This window comes from Hymenobacter sp. HD11105, from assembly GCF_054051685.1.
In genome coordinates this window covers 35,528-51,505 of the sequence record NZ_JBSWBR010000002.1, presented here as the reverse complement: position 1 = coordinate 51,505, position 15,978 = coordinate 35,528, and the positions used below count along the sequence as shown (strand labels likewise).

Genomic DNA, 15,978 nt, shown 5'->3' with positions numbered 1-15,978 from the left:
CATTGTCGAGATAGAAAATGAAACTTCACCTTTTCGGAGCAGCCGGATCTGGGGTAACCAGCTTGGGCCAATACTTGGCGCACCAAACCAGTACACCCTACTTCGACAGCGACGATTATTACTGGGAGCAGTCGGAGCCGCCTTTTACAGTTCGCAGAAACCCAGATAAGCGCAACCAATGCTTGCAGGAAGCACTGGCCAGAAGCCAGCACTGGATACTGGGTGGCTCCGTCATTAGCTGGGGAGAAGCGTGGCTATCAGCGTTTGATCTGGCCGTCTTCGTCTGGACCCCGCCCGGGGTACGACTGGCTCGGCTTCACCAAAGAGAATACGAACGCTACGGCGACGTTATTTTCAAGGACCCCGCCCGCCACCAACAGTATTTGGAGTTTATTCAGTGGGCTTCTGGCTACGATGACAACTCCGCCCGCGGCCGCACCATAGCCGCCCACGAAGCTTGGATGCAACTGCTCTCATGCCCCGTACTCGCCCTCAGAGACACCGCTTCCGTAGCCGAACGAGCAGCGGTCGTTTTAGCCGAGTTCAAGAAGCTACCTCTATAAAATAGCCCCCCAGGGGCAAGCAAACAGCTACCCCATCCAATTCAGCTGCGCATTATTTTGCCGCGCAAATCCCAATGGCTGGATGCTACCATCAAGCTGCCGGGCTGCCGCTTGATGGTGCGGGTATACCGCTCCCCAGCAATTTGCCCGTCGGGGCGGCGTTTGCCAAAAAACAAGGTCACCGGCTCGCCGTGCTCGTTCGTGAGAAAGGTAATATCGTAACCCTTAAACACATCGTCGATGCGGGCTGAGGGCTCGTAGATTTTGTTGAGTTTCTGGTCGAGAAGGCGGTGCAGGGGCATAGCAGGCAAATTTGTCTGCACCATTACGCGATGTTTCCATTGTTGTTATGGCTCAGGTTGGCCTCTTCTGAGCCTAGCGCTTAGCTTTAGGAGCTACACGCCGCGCAGTTCTTCGAGCTCAAATATGCGTTTCACCTTGCGCTTTTTCTCCACAATCTGAAAGCGGGGCCGGTCGCGGCTTTCGTCCCAGTATACGTCGGAGATGAGGCCGCGGCGGGGCGCTTGGCCGGGCTCGGGGTTTACTTCTTCAACCAAATCGCCGAAGCTAAACTTGGGCTTTTCGCTCAGCTCCGTAAATAATTCACCGCTGACTTTGAACTGCTGCTCATCGTAGCGGAGCAGAATCCAGTCTTCGGTTTCATCAATTTTCTCAAATAGTTTGCCCATCGGCTCCAGCCACTCAAAAGTGCGGCGGTTGGCCGGATGGATATAGCGAAGGCCGTACTCCGGCGTCCAGGAGTACAGGCCGTACCGAACAGGTTTTGGTCGAGCCATGAAAGCGAAATAGGTATAAAAATCAAACAACCAGCCGTGCCTCGATTGGTTGGGCAAGGCTGGGGGGCAAATTTTTAGAACACAAATGCGCTGCAATTTATTCCGGCGCGCTATCTGCTTCCCACATTTTCTTTTGGGCTGCCAGCAAGTGGCTACTTGCCCAAAGCTTGCCGCGCGTGGGCGATCAGCTGGTCGCGGTGCGCCGGGCCGTTGTGCAGTTTGGCGAATGAGACAAGCTTCGTAGTACCGTCTTTTAAGTGCACTTCCACATCGGCTGCGCCACTGGGCTCCACAGACGCTACGTCGGACCAGAGAAAGCTAAAACGGGGGCGCAACAAGTGCACGCGGCCTTCAAACCCGGCTTCGTGCAACCGTAAATGGCGCCGCTCCACCAATCGCGGCAGCCAGAAAGCCATGCTGGCGTAAAGAGTAGCCAAAGCGAAATACAGCCACGGCAACAGGTGCAGACGATGCGGCGCACCCGCAGCTTCGGCCAGGTGGTGGCGATGCATAATATGGTAGCCCTCCAGAGCTAAAATACCGGCCGCTGCCAACTCAAGCCAAGCCACCCGCCCCGGGTGCAGATGGCCACGCCCCAGATGGCGAAGCTCCAGCACGAGCAGGATAATATAGGTTAATCCTACCCCCAACTCAATAATAACCAGCGGCGAAAACGGCTCCTTACCGCTGAGTACGCCCAGCATACCGGTAAGCAGCACGACCGCGGGCGTCAAGTGCATGAGCCCTTTGGCGCGCTGACGCCGCGCGTGCTGACGTTGGTACAGGGTAATAGTGTTACTAGCAGCAGGATTCATACTTTCTAAGCACGGCAAATTTTAGGGCCGGTGCAAAGTAAGAAGAATTGTGGCTGCTCGGGGGCAAATTGACGGTCAGTCAAGTCCAGACAACTAAACAACGACCTCCACAGTAGAACACCTGCTACCGTCCAGCTTTTACCGGAACGGTCCTATATTTTCTGTTCTTCTTCATGCCCCACTCTACCACCCCCACCCCTACCCTGCAAGAGGGTATGGGCGCTATTCCACACCCAGTTGGCACCACCTTTCGCGTATGGGCGCCCCACGCCGAGGAAGTAACCATCGTTGGCACGTTCAACAAGTGGAACCCGAAAAGTCACCCCCTACAGCTGGAAACAGATGGGTATTGGGCCACCGATGTACCCGGCGCCAAACCCGGCGATGAGTACCGCTTTCTGCTGTGCAACAACGGCCAGGAGCTAAGCAAAAACGACCCCTACGCCCGCGAGGTCACGCATTCAGCTGGTAATTCCGTGGTGCCTACCCACGATTTCGACTGGGAAGATGACCATTTCGAGATGCCCGCCTGGAATACGCTCGTCATTTATGAACTGCACGTAGGCACCTTCAACGCCCCCGACCCTACCAAACCCGGCACTTTCCACGACGTGATTGCGAAGCTCCCCTATTTGCGGGACTTAGGCATTAATGCCCTCGAAATAATGCCCCCCACAGAGTTTCCGGGCAGCCGCAGTTGGGGCTACAATCCGTCGCATCCCTTCGCCATCGAAACGGACTACGGCGGGCCACAGGCGTTCAAGGAGTTGGTAAAACAAGCTCACCGCCACGGTATGGCCGTTATTCTGGATGTGGTGTACAACCACTTTGGCCCCGGCGACCTCGACCTATGGCAATTTGACGGCTGGCAGGAAAACGACGGCGGCGGTATCTATTTCTACAACGACTGGCGGGCCGAGACGCCCTGGGGCCACAACCGCCCCGACTACAGTCGCCCCGAAGTGCGCCAGTATATCCGCGACAATGCGCTGATGTGGCTGGAGGAGTTTCGGGTGGATGGGCTGCGGGCCGACTCCATTTCCCACATCCGCAATGTGCACGGCAGCGGCGACCCTGATACCGACCTGCCCGAAGGCTGGACCCTAATGGCCTGGATCAACGAAGAAATTCAAGCTCGCACGCCATGGAAAATCACTATCGCGGAAGATTTGCTGGGCAACGAGTACATCACGCGCCCCATTGATCAGGACGGGCAAGGCTTCTCCACCCAATGGGATGTGGCTTTTTCGTATGCCATTCGCGAAGCCCTCACGGCTCCCCACGACGCCGACCGCGACATGGAGGCCGTGGCCAATTCTTTGCGTCATGCTTACAACGACGATGCTTTCCAGCGGGTCATCTACACCGAGTCGCACGATGAGGTAGCCAGCAAGGCGCGCGTGCCGGAGGAAATCATGCCGGGCGAGGCCCACAACTGGTACCCCAAAAAGCGGGCTACGCTCGGCACTGCTTTGGTACTTACGGCGCCGGGTATTCCTATGCTCTTCCAAGGCCAGGCCATGCTAACCGACGGCTTTTTCTCCGACGACCAACCCCTGAACTGGGAGCGGGCCGAAGAGTACAGCGGCCTGGTGCATCTCCACCGCGACCTGATAGCGCTGCGCCGCAACCTGCACGGCACCACGCGCGGCCTCACCGGCCAGCACACGGAAGTATTTCACGTAAACAACGACGCCAAGATTATTGCCTTTCGGCGCTGGGACCAAGGTGGCCCCGGCGACGACACCATCATTATCGCCAATTTCTCTGATGCGGTGCACGAGGCCTACTGCATTGGGCTGCCCTCGGCTGGGCAGTGGCAGGTGCGCTTTAACAGCGACTGGGAGGGCTACGACCAGGATTTTGGCAACTTCGAAAGCTTTGGCGCAGAGGCCGCTGAGGAAGAGTACGATGGCTTAGCGTACAGCGCGTGCTTTGGGCTGGCGCCGTATTCAATCGTGGTTATTTCGCAGTAGCAGTCAACGAATTACATGCGTAAAGAGGACGTAGGGCACTAAGTGGCTCTGCGTCCTTTGCGTTTTCATCCGTATTTATCTGCAATAAATCCGTCAGGCCGTCTATCTTGCCAGACCTACTAAAACCTTTCCGCACATGCAAGCACCACCAGCCGCCCCCGAATCCATTGCTCCCGATGCATTGCTCGTTGAAGTCGCATGGGAAGTCTGCAATCAGGTGGGGGGCATTTATACCGTCATTCGCTCTAAAGTTCCAGCTACTGTGCAGGGCTGGGACGACCGGTACTGTCTGCTTGGCCCTTACTTCCCGCAGCAAGCACAAGGCGAGTTTGAGCCCATCGAAGACTATCAGCTAGCACGGTTGACTGATCCCTTTGCCACAGCAGTGCGTCAAATGCGCCAAATGGGCTACGATGTGCAGTACGGCACCTGGCTCGTGACGGGCCGCCCACGGGTAGTCCTCATGAATCCGTTTCAGGTCTACGACCGGTTGGGCAGCATCAAGGCCGACCTCTGGCAGCACCACGGCATCCCGACGCCCGACTACGACGATCTGCTGCACCAAGTGGAAGCCTTTGGTCATCTAGCTACCATCTTCCTGCAAATACTAACCGCTGAAGTGGTGCCGCCCCAGCGCGTAGTGGCCCATTTTCATGAGTGGATGACGGGCGTGGCTATTCCGGTGATGCGCCGCGAGCAGGTACCGGCCCACATCGTATTTACCACCCACGCTACCCTGCTCGGCCGCTATCTGGCCATGAACGATCCCAACTTCTACGACCACCTCATGCAGGTGGACTGGTTGGCGGAGGCGCGCAACTTCAACATCGAGACGGCCGTGCGCATTGAGCGTGCCGCCGCCCACGGGGCGCACGTATTTACCACGGTCAGCGAGTTAACCGTGCGGGAGTGTATTTATCTGCTTGATCGAATTCCGGATGCGGTATTGCCTAACGGACTCAATATTGAGCGCTTCGTAGCCCTGCACGAATTCCAGAACCTCCACCAGCAGTACAAGGCCAAAATCCATGATTTCGTGATGGCTCACTTTTTCCAGAGCTATTCCTTTGACCTGGATAATACTCTGTACTTTTTCACCTCAGGCCGCTACGAGTACCATAACAAAGGCTTCGACCTTACGCTAGAAGCGCTGGCACGTCTGAATTATCGACTACAGCAAAGTGGCCTGGAGGGCAATGTGGTCATGTTCTTTATTACCAAGCGCCCCTTCACTAGTATTAACCCACTTGTTCTGCAAAGTCGGGCTATATTGGATGAAGTGCGCGAAACCTGCGCTGCCATTGAGCAGCAGGTGGGAGAACGCCTCGTGTACGCGGCCGCTTCCAGCACTGACCACCGCCTACCCAACTTGTCGGATATGGTGGACGACTACTGGCGCCTGCGCTACCGCCGAACGTTGCAAAGCTGGAAAACCACGGCTTTGCCTTCCGTTATCACGCATAATCTGGTAGACGATGCCAACGATGACATCCTAAATTTTGTGCGGCGCTCGGGCTTGATCAATCACCAGCACGACCGCGTGAAAATCGTGTACCACCCCGATTTCGTTTCGCCCACTTCTCCCTTGTTCGGCATGGAGTATGGCCAGTTCGTGCGCGGCTGTCATTTGGGTATTTTTCCTTCCTATTATGAACCTTGGGGCTACACGCCCTTGGAGTGCGTAGCGCGTGGCGTGCCTGCGATTACCAGCGATTTGTCAGGTTTTGGCGACTATGTAATGCAAAACGTACCCGACCACGAAGACAAAGGCATATATGTGGTACAGCGCCAGGAGCAAAGCTTCGACGAAGCAGCCGAAGAGCTGACCAATATGCTCTGGAATTTCCTGCTTCTAAATCGGCGCGAGCGCATCATGCAGCGCAATAAAGTGGAAAGCTCGTCGGAGCTATTCGACTGGAAAAACCTGCGGCAATACTATGACCGGGCTTATGCTTTAGCACTCGAAAAAAAATAGAGAAGGCTAGCAGCTTGGTGATAGAAGTATGCCGTTTTACTAAAAAAGCCCCCCAGAGTTGATCTGGGGGGCTTTTTTAATGAATGCGTTTACGCTTAACGTTATGGCAGCAGCACTTGGTCGATGACGTGCACTACGCCGTTGGTGGCCAGAATATTAGCGGCCGTGATGTTGGCAGCAGCACCAGAGCCGCCGCGCACGGTAAAGCCATTGCCAGCGGCCGCAACGGTCACGTTACCATTCAAAGTAGCCACGTTACCCGGCACCAAATCAGATGAGAACACTCGGCCCGAACCGACAATATGCTTTTGCAGAATGCTCACTAGTGTAGCATCCTGTATCTGACTTACGTTTTGCAGATTCAGTGCTGTCAAGGCTGCCTGAAAAGCTGCATCAGTAGGCGCGAATACGGTGATGTTGGAATTATTAGCAACTGCAGTCGTCAGCAGGGCCTGCGCCGCGGGCCGCGAGAGGGCCTGCAACAGCAGGGTAAACTGGGCTGGAGTAGCCGAAGCACTGCTTTGCACGATACCAGCAATGGTCTGGCTTGGGGGCAGCAGCACGTTATCAATAGCGTGAATAGTGCCGTTGCTGGCCATGATATCGGCCGATATGACCCTGGTGCCGCCGTTTATAAAGACGTTGGTGCCGGCTTTGGTCAAGTAAATAGAGTTGTCGTTGACGCCCGAGGCGCTGGCTGACCGCGCTGTGGTGCTGGTGCTAGCACCGGCAGCAATATCGCCGGCCCTTACATTGGCGCCGAGCACGTGGTAAAGCAATACGCCACGTAGGGCGGCTATCTGGGCAGCATCCGTTACGGCATTAATTTTGGCTGCCGAGCTAAATGCGTCCAGGGGGCCGCCAGCTAGTTTGGCAAATGCTGCATTGTTGGGAGCAAACACAGTGAAGGGTCCGGTGCCGCTGAGCGTAGTAGCCAGATCCGCCTTGGTGACGGCAGCAACCAGAACACTGAAATCGGGATTACCTTGGGCCACTTGCACAATATTTTGCTGGGTAACTGGGGGCACAACTACTTCATCGTCGTCGCAGCTAGTGGCACCCAGCCCAAGGAGTACACCGACGGCGAGCAATCGCAAGGCGCGGAATGAGGGAAGCGCCTGAAATAAAGTGTTCGTTCTCATTTGTTAAAGTTTTAATAGTAAAAAGTTAAACAAACATTGAGATACTAACACCGACGAATTGAAAAATTGTTTGTATTAATTTTTCATTAAAGCCTATTAATCAAGTATATCCAAAGCTTTACTTCATTATCCAGTGCGCTTATCTCGTAAATTTCTATTGGTCCTGACCTTAATATTATGGGCGGCGGCTGGTTGGGCCAGTGAGCTCTGGCTTTTGCCCCCGCGCTTCTTTGTGGCAGTTGGCAGCAGGCATAACCTGCACATTTTTGTGGGCGACGATTTTATCGGCGAGCGGTGGTCGGGCAAAAGCAGCCGTCTTGTCAGCCTCCAGCAATACACCGCCTCTGACTCAATTGACCTCACTGCCGCAGCTACCAGCACCGATACCATTCATACCGCCATTGCTTTTCAAAAGCCGGGTTTGCACCTGCTGGCACTTACAACCACCAATGTATTCGCGGAAATGGCCAGCGACAAGTTCACGGCTTATCTGCAAGAAGCAGGTCTGGACTACGCTCTAGCCCTGCGCCGACAGCGCGGCGAAATCGCAAAACCCGGCCGGGAATTATATCGGCGGTGTGCCAAAACTTTAATAGTAGCTGGCCTAGTATCAACCACCGATAGCACATTTGCTCGCGCCACTGGGCAGCCGTTGGAATTGATTCCAGAGCAAAACCCCTATACCATGAAGGCGGGCGCGGCTCTCACAGTGCGCTTGTTAGCCAACGGAAAGCCTGTGAGTCGAGCATTGGTACAGGTATGGCAGCGTGGCGCCCCGGGCCAGAAAAATACGCGTCGCACCAAATTATATACTAACCAAAGCGGCCGAGTCCTGTTTCAACTGTCGGCGCCGGGCAGCTATATGGTGAGCGCTGTGTGCATGGTGCCCACTACCAATCGGCAAACGGCTGATTGGCAAAGCACCTGGACTACGCTTACATTTGGATTTGTCTCCCAGGCCGCCTTGAAGAAATAAGGGATTACTACTGAATTTTAATCAGTATTTTTCCTAGTTTAGAGTGCTTTTTTTAGTAAATGAATGCATGAAATGGGGTACTTATATCGCTAAGTAGAGCCCAATTAATTCATTCTGTAGTCTTATTTTTGTGCTTCTGCTAGTATTCCTTAGTGGAGACTGGCTGATTTCACGCGAACTGATTTTTTCCTACCTTCGCAATTCCCATTAACTCGTCCCCTACGTCCGTATGAAGTACTCCATCGATAAAAAGGAAACTTACACCATCATCACTATTGATGAGAAGAAGCTGGACACCACGGTGGCCCCGGACCTGAAATCGGAGTTTGTTAAATTGAACGCGGAAGGCATCAACAATCTAATTCTGGACTTGGGTAACGTTAAGTATACTGACTCCTCCGGTCTGAGTTCTATTCTGATTGCTAACCGTTTGTGCAACTCCACGGGTGGTCTGTTAGTGCTCACGGGCCTGCAAGATCATGTGATGAAACTCATCACTATCAGCAAACTCGAGTCCGTACTGCACATTTTGCCCACTGTGGAAGAAGGTATTGACCGCGTATTTTTGCACGCCATCGAGCGCGACCTGACCAGCAAAGAGTAGTTTTCTTAATTATCAGCTGTTGGTTGTCCGTTGTCAGGCTAAAAAAGCTGACATTGGACAACCAATTTTTTTTAGTGCAGCTTGAAGAGTGCGGAATGAAGGATTAGCTGACGACTTGAATTCTTCACTCCGCACTCTTCATTCCTCATTATGCGAAGCGTTGATTAGTACATGGAGTTTGAGCTAAAAATCCTGGGGAGCGCTTCGGCCACACCTTTTCTCAACCGGCATCATACTGCCCAGGTGCTCACGGTCGATGGCAATTCCTACCTAATTGATTGTGGCGAAGGCACCCAGCGCCGCCTCATGGAGTATAAGGTGCGGCATCAACGACTGGGGGCCATTTTTATCTCTCATCTTCACGGCGACCACTTTTTTGGGCTGTTCGGACTGCTCTCTACCATGCATTTGCACGGGCGCACCGAGCCGCTGCGTCTCTTCGGCCCGGCTGGCCTCGACGACATTCTTACCACCCAGTTTCGGTATTCCCATACCCAGCTTGCCTTCGAGCTCAACTTCACTCCCGTCGATACAACTCAGCACACGCTAATCTACGAGGATAAGTACTTGACAGTGCACAGCCTGCCCATGCGGCACCGCATTCCGTGCTGTGGCTATCTGTTTCGCGAACATCCGAAGCGCCGGCACCTCGTCAAAACCCGGCTTCCCGCCGATCTTACTCCGGCCCAGCTCAGTCGCTTAGCTCAAGGTGAGGATGTGCTCGACGACGCTGGCAACGTGCTAGTTGCCAACGCCGACGTTACGACCGACCCCAGCCCATCGCGGAGCTATGCTTACTGCGCCGACACCCTGTACACGCCTGCTCTGGCCGATCTGGTGCGCGATGTGGACCTGCTCTACCACGAGGCTACCTTCATGGACGATATGCGCGAGCGAGCCACGCTTACTCATCATTCTACAGCTCGACAAGCGGCCCACTTTGCTCGTCGGGCCAACGCCCACCGTCTGCTCATCGGTCACTTCTCTTCGCGCTATCGCGAGTTGGAGCCCTTGCTGGAAGAGGCGAAAGCCGTATTCGATTGGGTGGAGCTAGCGACGGAAGGCAAAACCGTGAGCTTAGCTTAATGATGCGCGCGCTGCATACAGCAATGCTTATCTTTTCAATTGCTTCCTAACTGAAAGACCGTAGCGCGGTCTTACAACGTATGACGCCATTCGCTCGCAAAAAACAACAGCTTTACCTCGTGCTCAGCGGCATTTTCATCGTAAATGCGTTGCTAGCGGAAATTATTGGTGTTAAAATTTTCTCGGTCGATGCCCTGCTCGGCTTGCCTGGTAACCTGACGGCCGGCGTACTTATCTGGCCAGTGGTATTTGTGACCACGGATATTATCAATGAGTACTTCGGCAAGGAAGGCGTGCTGCGCATCAGCTACCTCACCGTAGGCCTGATTTTGTACGCCTTCGTTGTCATTCTTGCCACCACCCATTTGCCCCCCGCCGCCTTCTGGCTCGATGTCAACAAGGTAGATTCGGAAGGGCGACCGTTCAACGTTGATTTTGCTTACCAAAGCATCTTTCGCCAGGGTCTCGGTATTATCGCCGGATCCATTACGGCCTTCTTAATTGGTCAGGTGCTCGACGCGACCGTGTTCCAGGCGATTCGGCGCCTTACGGGTGGTCGTTACGTGTGGCTGCGCGCCACTGGCTCCACGCTTATCTCTCAACTCGTAGATAGCTTTGTGGTGCTGTACGTAGCGTTCTATGTATTCGGCAACTGGTCTTTTGATCAAGTATTGAGTGTGGCTAACACTAATTACTGGTATAAATTCGCGGCGGCAATCCTGCTGACGCCGGTTATTTATCTGGCTCATTTTCTCATTGATCGATATTTGGGAGAAGAGAAAACAGAGTTGCTTCAGCAGCAGGCTGCAGCTGATATAAGCGTGTAAATAATCTCTTGAATTTCACGCTCCCCGTACGATTCTAAAACACCCTTTCATGTCCCGAATTCTTACCGGCATCCAAAGCACTGGCCGACCTCATCTTGGTAATTTACTGGGGGCCATTTTGCCCGCTATCGAGTTGTCGAAAAGCGCCCAAAACGACTCGCTGTATTTCATTGCTGATCTACATTCGCTCACCACGGTGCGCGACGCGCAAGTGTTGCGTCAAAATACCTATGCTGTAGCAGCGGCTTGGCTGGCGTGCGGCTTTGACACGGAGAAAAACCTGTTTTACCGCCAATCCGACGTTCCCCAGGTGACGGAGCTGACCTGGTATCTGAGCTGCTTTACGCCGTATCCGATGCTGGCAAATGCACACTCTTTCAAGGATAAATCGGACCGGCTGTCGGATGTGAATGCGGGCTTGTTTACGTACCCAGTGCTCATGGCAGCGGACATATTGCTCTACGACGCCGACATCGTGCCCGTGGGCAAAGACCAGATTCAGCACCTGGAAATCACCCGTGATATTGCCACTACGTTCAATAGCCGCTACGGCGAAACCTTCGTGCTGCCCCAGGCGCGCGTCGATCAGCAACTGATGACCATTCCAGGTACCGATGGGCAGAAAATGAGCAAGAGCTACGGCAATATCATCGACATATTTGCGCCCGAAAAAGAGCTGCTTAAAACCATCAAAACTATCGTCACTGACAGCCGTGGCCTCGATGACCCCAAGGACCCCGAAAACGACACAATTTTCAAGCTGTATTCCCTACTCGCTACACCCGCCGACACTGAGCAAATGCGCACTAAATATCTAGCTGGCGGTTACGGTTATGGCCATGCTAAGCAGGCATTATTTGAGCTAATCATGCAGCGGTTCACCACCGAGCGGGAGCAGTTTACTTTCTACATGCAGAATCTTCCAGAGCTTGATGCTCGTCTGGCCGAAGGCGCCCGCAAAGCACAGGCGTACGGTCGTGAAGTATTGAATCGAGTGCGCGCAAAAGTGGGATATAACCAGCCCGCGAACTAGGCTGGCTCTAGCACATTCTTTCCTACAAAGTAGACTATCATATCAAGCAATAAAAAGCACCCCATACTAGTCTGGGGGGCTTTTTATTGCTTGTAAGTTTATACGAAGTGGTGCGAATTTATAGGCCTTTACTCCGGATGATTTTGCTGGTTGCTAAAGCTAAATCCGAGCTTACTGCCGCGGCTTACTTGCTGGTTTTCCACTTTTTGCTTAACCGTAATTTTCTGAATTTCTTGCAGCGGCGGTGCAATCAAATCGTTGTTTACGGCGGCAATCATGGCGCTTTCCACAAACACTTTGAGCGCATCGGCAGTGAGCAGGTTGTCGGCCATATTTTTATCGGGCAATTCCAGCTGCTGCACGCCTTCGATGAAGTAGTGATTCTCGATATTAATGAGCAGCCGACCTACTAAATAGCCAGGATCATTTAGACGCTGATATTTTATGCTGTCGGCCATGAAATTGTAGGCCATAATATGGCCGAAAAAGCGCCGCCGAAAATCCTCTTCCACATACTTGCTGGGCATAGGGCCGTAGTCGTCGGGGAAGGTAATGATGTTAGAGTGCATCACAAACATGAGCAGGTCGCCGGAGAAGCGAATGTGAAACTCCATATCATTCACCGGCCGGTACTCGATAATCACGTTGGAATCGACGGAGGTAATGCGCCGACTTAGCTCCAGTGTCAGTTCCAGCGATACTTGGCGCAGTAAGTCAAACGCCGCGCTGGTATTGCGAAATATGGCCTGCTTGGCTGTAGCTTTTTGCTTGAGACCTTCCGAGATAAGAGCTAAACGTTCAGTGGCTACCTCTGCCGTTACTTCTTCGGCAGCAGCCATCGATTCTTCGCGGGCCTGAGTAACTTTCTCCTCCTTTTGGGGGATATTTTCAACGGCTTCTTTTGGTTCGGAAGCTTCTTTTTTTGGAGTTCTTTTCGCCATAAGTGCGGGGGTAACATGGCCGGTTTTAGAGTCCGGCAACGGAAGTCATGAGGAAGAATTTACGCGGCTTGAGCAGGTAAGTTAATTTATTGAAGCTCATCCGTTCGGTCTAGTCCCAGATTAAGCCTCCTTATCAGCTCCACCAAAACACTCGTTTTCTATCTGGTGCTCACCCAAATGTGGTGGCCCCGACAATACCGGCGCTGCTGCCCAAGTGCTGCTTTGAAAAGCCACTGTGCGCAGCCCAGCATGCGAAAAATTGGCGCTGGGGGGCAAAATCATCGCCTCGGCCGGCTTGCTGCTCAGCACCTGTCTCACCGTGCGCACCGCGCCGGCCGGCACCGCAAGGCGTTCCAGCGTCAGTAGCAACTCCTCCCCCGCCACTTCCCCGATGCGGGCCCGCAGCAGCGCCTCCAGCACGGTGCGATGCGCTACGCGGGCAGCGTTGGTTTTAAAACGTGGGTCAGTAGCCCAATCGGCTCGCTGCAAGGAGTTGCACAGCAGCTCAAATTGCCGGTCACTGCCGACTGCCAGCACCAACTGGCGGCCATCGACCGCTCGATATACGGTGCCGTAGGGCACGATGCTAGGATGGCCGGAGCCCAAAGGCTGCGGGTCGTGGCCGGTTACGAGCCAGGTAGCGGCCTGATTGGCCAGGGCAGCTATAGCACTATCGAACAGTGACACCTGCACCAATGCACCCCGACCAGTGACGGTTCGTTGGTAAAGTGCCGTAAGCAGGCCTTGCTTGAGCTGATGAGCGGCCAGCAGATCCATGAGGGCGACGGGCATCTTCATAGGCTCAGCGCCGGGCACTCCGTTCAGATGCATAAAACCTGCTTCTCCTTGAAGCACGGCGTCGTAGCCGGCGCGGTTGGTGGCAGGGCCATAGCCCGTAAGGTGGCCATAAATAAGTCGCGTGTTTTTAGCCGAAAGAGTAGCATAATCAGCGCCTAGCTTTTCGGCGTCGCCGGGTTTGTAGCTGGCCAGCACGATATCGGCGCCGGCAGCCAAGCGGCGAAGGTCAGCTTGGCCGGCTGATGTGGTCAGGTCCAGCACCACTGACTTCTTGCCCCAATTGGAGGCAGAGAAATAAGCCGAAATATCCGTGTCGGCAGTCTCGGCGGCGGTTTTCCAGGTGCGGGTTACGTCGCCGGCAGGGGCCTCTATTTTCAGCACCTTAGCGCCCAGCTCGGCAAAGAACTGCCCGACCTGCGGACCAGCCAATACGGAAGCCAGTTCGAGAACCAGCAAGTCGGCAAAGGGCTGGGGAGCATTTTCAGCGGATTGAATAGGGGAAGATGACATAAGGCTATGTATGGTAGTGGGCGGCGGGTGCGCAAGATATACCTGCTTTTCCACCGGTTACCCTAACGACAAGGCCGCCTATTTTGAACTGCCAAGTACAGCACGCTGTCTTCTATATAACACCGCAACTTCGCTGAGCTATAGGCATTTCAGGCCGTAACGGCCGCGCTTCAAAATGGCGTATATTTGCACTAAATCAAGCGGTTCGCTGACCGGACAAACAAGGTCAGCCATCTATTCACTTTACGTAGCTGTACCTTGAAATTTACCGAGTTTAATCTCCACGACGACCTATTGGCCGGCGTGGATGCCATGAATTATCAGAACGCCACGCCCATTCAAGAGCAGGCAATTCCTAAAATTATTGAAGGTAAAGACCTCATTGCCTGTGCCCAAACCGGCACCGGCAAAACGGCCGCTTACCTCCTCCCCCTCCTCGACCGCATCTCCCACGCCAAGCACGGCCACACTTCTACCCTTATCCTGGTGCCCACCCGCGAGCTGGCTACTCAGATTGATGAGCAGGTAACGGGCTTTGGCTACTTCGTAGAAGCAAGTAGCATTGCCATTTATGGCGGGGGCAAAAGTGAAGGTTGGGAGCAGCAGAAGCGCGCCCTCACTAGCGGCGCCGATATTATTATTGCCACGCCTGGCCGCCTCATTGCCCACCTGCAAATGGGCTATGTGAAGTTCGACCAGATCAAGTATTTGGTGCTGGATGAGGCCGATAAGATGATGGACATGGGCTTCTCCGACGATATTCTCAATATCGTGCGACAGTTGCCTAAGCAGCGGCAGACGCTGCTGTTCTCGGCTACCATGCCCAACAAAATCCGCGACTTCTCGAAGCAGATTCTCAACGAGCCCGAGGAGATTCGCCTAGCTGTGTCCAAGCCCGCTGCCGGCATCGACCAGCAGCTGTACATGGCGTTTGACCGGCAGAAGATTTATATCCTGGAGCACATTCTCAAAACCCAGAATGTGCAGAGCATGGTGTTGTTTACCTCGCAGAAAGCAGCCGTAGGCAGCATTGTGCGGGCTATCAACAAGCTCGGCTACGTGGCCCAAGGCATCAGCTCCGACCGCACTCAGGAAGAGCGCGAGCAGATCATGCGTGACTTCAAGAACAAGCAGTTCCCTATTCTGGTAGCCACTGACGTATTGAGCCGCGGCATCGACATTGACAGCCTTAGCCACGTGGTGAACTACGATATTCCGCGCGCCGCCGAAGATTACGTTCACCGCATCGGCCGTACGGCCCGCGCCGCCACTACCGGCACGGCTATCACCTTCATCGCCGATCAGGACCAGGACCGCGTGCTGAAAATTGAAAAGCTAATTGAGCGCGAGCTGGAAAAGAAGAATATCACCGAAGAGTTGGGCTTAGGCCCTGCCCCGGAGTTTGACCCCAAGCGCTTTAGCGGGCTGGGGGGCAAAATTGGTGGTCGCCCAGCACGCAATGGTCATTCAAGTGGTAGTGGCGGCTCACGCGACGGCGGTGGTCGTGGCCCTCGGCGCGAAGGCCCGCGTGACGGCAGCCGCCCGCCTCGCCGCGACGCAGATGCCAACGACCCAGTGCAGAAAGAGCGTATTGCTAAGGCCAACGCAGCCTTGGCGGCCCTCGATGCGGGTGGAGCTCCGGCCCAACCTTACCAGCGTCCGCCCCGCGCCCCGCGGCCGGAAGGTGAAGTACGCGAGCCTCGCGCCCCACGCCCACCACAGGCAGAAGGCGAAGCAACGAATGGTCAAACGCGCGCTCCCCGCGAGCCCCGGGCGGAAGGCGAAGCCGGCGAAGGCCAGCGTCGTCGTAAGCGTGGCGGTCGCAACCGCAGTGGCCGCGGCCCGCGCCCCGAGGGCGGCAGCGCCGAAGCTACACAAGCCGCGCCGCCGGTAGCAGATAAAGAATAGAGTAATAACTGAATTCAAGAAAAAAAG

General features: G+C 54.5%; 15 protein-coding genes. 9 read left to right on the top strand and 6 right to left on the bottom strand.

Annotated elements, in window-relative coordinates:
* Window positions 1–17: 17 nt before the first annotated feature.
* The gene (locus ACW9KT_RS06700) at window positions 18–563 is read left to right on the top strand and encodes an adenylate kinase (RefSeq protein ID WP_457078635.1); all 546 of its coding nucleotides are present in this window, start codon (window positions 18–20) and stop codon (window positions 561–563) included.
* Window positions 564–604: 41 nt separating this feature from the next.
* Here ACW9KT_RS06700 and ACW9KT_RS06695 read toward each other — a convergent pair whose 3' ends face one another.
* The 3 genes from ACW9KT_RS06695 to ACW9KT_RS06685 form a co-directional block, all read right to left on the bottom strand.
* Window positions 605–865 (bottom strand): hypothetical protein, encoded by a 261-nt coding sequence (locus tag ACW9KT_RS06695; RefSeq protein WP_457078633.1) that lies wholly within the window; start codon window positions 863–865, stop codon window positions 605–607.
* A gap of 93 nt (window positions 866–958) precedes the next feature.
* A complete protein-coding gene (locus ACW9KT_RS06690; protein WP_457078631.1) occupies window positions 959–1,360 on the bottom strand; it encodes a DUF6960 family protein in 402 nt (133 codons plus the stop codon).
* A 152-nt stretch (window positions 1,361–1,512) separates the two neighbouring features.
* On the bottom strand, window positions 1,513–2,175 hold the full coding sequence (locus ACW9KT_RS06685; RefSeq protein ID WP_457078630.1) for a hypothetical protein: 663 nt from the start codon (window positions 2,173–2,175) through the stop codon (window positions 1,513–1,515).
* Between the two features lie 173 nt (window positions 2,176–2,348).
* Between ACW9KT_RS06685 and ACW9KT_RS06680 the strand changes: the two genes are divergently transcribed.
* Together ACW9KT_RS06680 and ACW9KT_RS06675 are read left to right on the top strand one after the other, a co-directional pair.
* Window positions 2,349–4,151: an alpha-amylase family glycosyl hydrolase gene (locus ACW9KT_RS06680; RefSeq protein WP_457078628.1), complete on the top strand. Its 1,803-nt coding sequence runs from the start codon at window positions 2,349–2,351 to the stop codon at window positions 4,149–4,151.
* A gap of 136 nt (window positions 4,152–4,287) precedes the next feature.
* Window positions 4,288–6,126, top strand: coding sequence for a glycosyltransferase (locus tag ACW9KT_RS06675; RefSeq protein ID WP_457078626.1), 1,839 nt, complete (start codon window positions 4,288–4,290; stop codon window positions 6,124–6,126).
* 101 nt (window positions 6,127–6,227) lie between these two features.
* On the opposite strand, the gene ACW9KT_RS06670 is transcribed toward ACW9KT_RS06675, so the two are convergent.
* Window positions 6,228–7,268 (bottom strand): fasciclin domain-containing protein, encoded by a 1,041-nt coding sequence (locus ACW9KT_RS06670; protein ID WP_457078624.1) that lies wholly within the window; start codon window positions 7,266–7,268, stop codon window positions 6,228–6,230.
* A 133-nt stretch (window positions 7,269–7,401) separates the two neighbouring features.
* Between ACW9KT_RS06670 and ACW9KT_RS06665 the strand changes: the two genes are divergently transcribed.
* From ACW9KT_RS06665 to trpS, 5 genes are all read left to right on the top strand, one after another.
* On the top strand, window positions 7,402–8,244 hold the full coding sequence (locus ACW9KT_RS06665; protein WP_457078622.1) for a DUF4198 domain-containing protein: 843 nt from the start codon (window positions 7,402–7,404) through the stop codon (window positions 8,242–8,244).
* Window positions 8,245–8,473: 229 nt separating this feature from the next.
* A complete protein-coding gene (locus ACW9KT_RS06660; protein WP_084446661.1) occupies window positions 8,474–8,848 on the top strand; it encodes an STAS domain-containing protein in 375 nt (124 codons plus the stop codon).
* A 171-nt stretch (window positions 8,849–9,019) separates the two neighbouring features.
* The gene (locus ACW9KT_RS06655; protein WP_457078620.1) at window positions 9,020–9,934 is read left to right on the top strand and encodes a ribonuclease Z; all 915 of its coding nucleotides are present in this window, start codon (window positions 9,020–9,022) and stop codon (window positions 9,932–9,934) included.
* Between the two features lie 80 nt (window positions 9,935–10,014).
* Entirely contained in the window at window positions 10,015–10,761 is a 747-nt protein-coding gene (locus ACW9KT_RS06650) for a queuosine precursor transporter (RefSeq protein WP_457078618.1), read from the top strand.
* Window positions 10,762–10,810: 49 nt separating this feature from the next.
* Window positions 10,811–11,794, top strand: a complete 984-nt coding sequence (gene trpS / locus ACW9KT_RS06645) for a tryptophan--tRNA ligase (RefSeq protein ID WP_457078616.1) — start codon at window positions 10,811–10,813, stop codon at window positions 11,792–11,794.
* 128 nt (window positions 11,795–11,922) lie between these two features.
* Here trpS and ACW9KT_RS06640 read toward each other — a convergent pair whose 3' ends face one another.
* Both ACW9KT_RS06640 and ACW9KT_RS06635 read right to left on the bottom strand, forming a co-directional pair.
* Entirely contained in the window at window positions 11,923–12,735 is an 813-nt protein-coding gene (locus ACW9KT_RS06640; protein WP_457078614.1) for a hypothetical protein, read from the bottom strand.
* A gap of 120 nt (window positions 12,736–12,855) precedes the next feature.
* Window positions 12,856–14,043 (bottom strand): CaiB/BaiF CoA transferase family protein, encoded by a 1,188-nt coding sequence (locus ACW9KT_RS06635; RefSeq protein WP_457078612.1) that lies wholly within the window; start codon window positions 14,041–14,043, stop codon window positions 12,856–12,858.
* 312 nt (window positions 14,044–14,355) lie between these two features.
* Here ACW9KT_RS06635 and ACW9KT_RS06630 point away from each other — a divergent pair, with 312 nt between their 5' ends.
* Window positions 14,356–15,951, top strand: a complete 1,596-nt coding sequence (locus ACW9KT_RS06630; protein ID WP_457080171.1) for a DEAD/DEAH box helicase — start codon at window positions 14,356–14,358, stop codon at window positions 15,949–15,951.
* The last annotated feature ends 27 nt before the right edge of the window (window positions 15,952–15,978 follow it).

Excerpts from the sequence above, each read along its gene's own strand:
- ACW9KT_RS06700 (WP_457078635.1), top strand. The coding sequence starts at position 18 with ATGAAACTTCACCTTTTCGGAGCAGCCGGATCTGGGGTAACCAGCTTG.
- ACW9KT_RS06695 (WP_457078633.1), bottom strand. The coding sequence starts at position 865 with ATGCCCCTGCACCGCCTTCTCGACCAGAAACTCAACAAAATCTACGAG.
- ACW9KT_RS06690 (WP_457078631.1), bottom strand. The coding sequence starts at position 1,360 with ATGGCTCGACCAAAACCTGTTCGGTACGGCCTGTACTCCTGGACGCCG.
- ACW9KT_RS06685 (WP_457078630.1), bottom strand. The coding sequence starts at position 2,175 with ATGAATCCTGCTGCTAGTAACACTATTACCCTGTACCAACGTCAGCAC.
- ACW9KT_RS06680 (WP_457078628.1), top strand. The coding sequence starts at position 2,349 with ATGCCCCACTCTACCACCCCCACCCCTACCCTGCAAGAGGGTATGGGC.
- ACW9KT_RS06675 (WP_457078626.1), top strand. The coding sequence starts at position 4,288 with ATGCAAGCACCACCAGCCGCCCCCGAATCCATTGCTCCCGATGCATTG.
- ACW9KT_RS06670 (WP_457078624.1), bottom strand. The coding sequence starts at position 7,268 with ATGAGAACGAACACTTTATTTCAGGCGCTTCCCTCATTCCGCGCCTTG.
- ACW9KT_RS06660 (WP_084446661.1), top strand. The coding sequence starts at position 8,474 with ATGAAGTACTCCATCGATAAAAAGGAAACTTACACCATCATCACTATT.
- ACW9KT_RS06655 (WP_457078620.1), top strand. The coding sequence starts at position 9,020 with ATGGAGTTTGAGCTAAAAATCCTGGGGAGCGCTTCGGCCACACCTTTT.
- ACW9KT_RS06650 (WP_457078618.1), top strand. The coding sequence starts at position 10,015 with ATGACGCCATTCGCTCGCAAAAAACAACAGCTTTACCTCGTGCTCAGC.
- trpS (WP_457078616.1), top strand. The coding sequence starts at position 10,811 with ATGTCCCGAATTCTTACCGGCATCCAAAGCACTGGCCGACCTCATCTT.
- ACW9KT_RS06640 (WP_457078614.1), bottom strand. The coding sequence starts at position 12,735 with ATGGCGAAAAGAACTCCAAAAAAAGAAGCTTCCGAACCAAAAGAAGCC.
- ACW9KT_RS06635 (WP_457078612.1), bottom strand. The coding sequence starts at position 14,043 with ATGTCATCTTCCCCTATTCAATCCGCTGAAAATGCTCCCCAGCCCTTT.
- ACW9KT_RS06630 (WP_457080171.1), top strand. The coding sequence starts at position 14,356 with ATGAATTATCAGAACGCCACGCCCATTCAAGAGCAGGCAATTCCTAAA.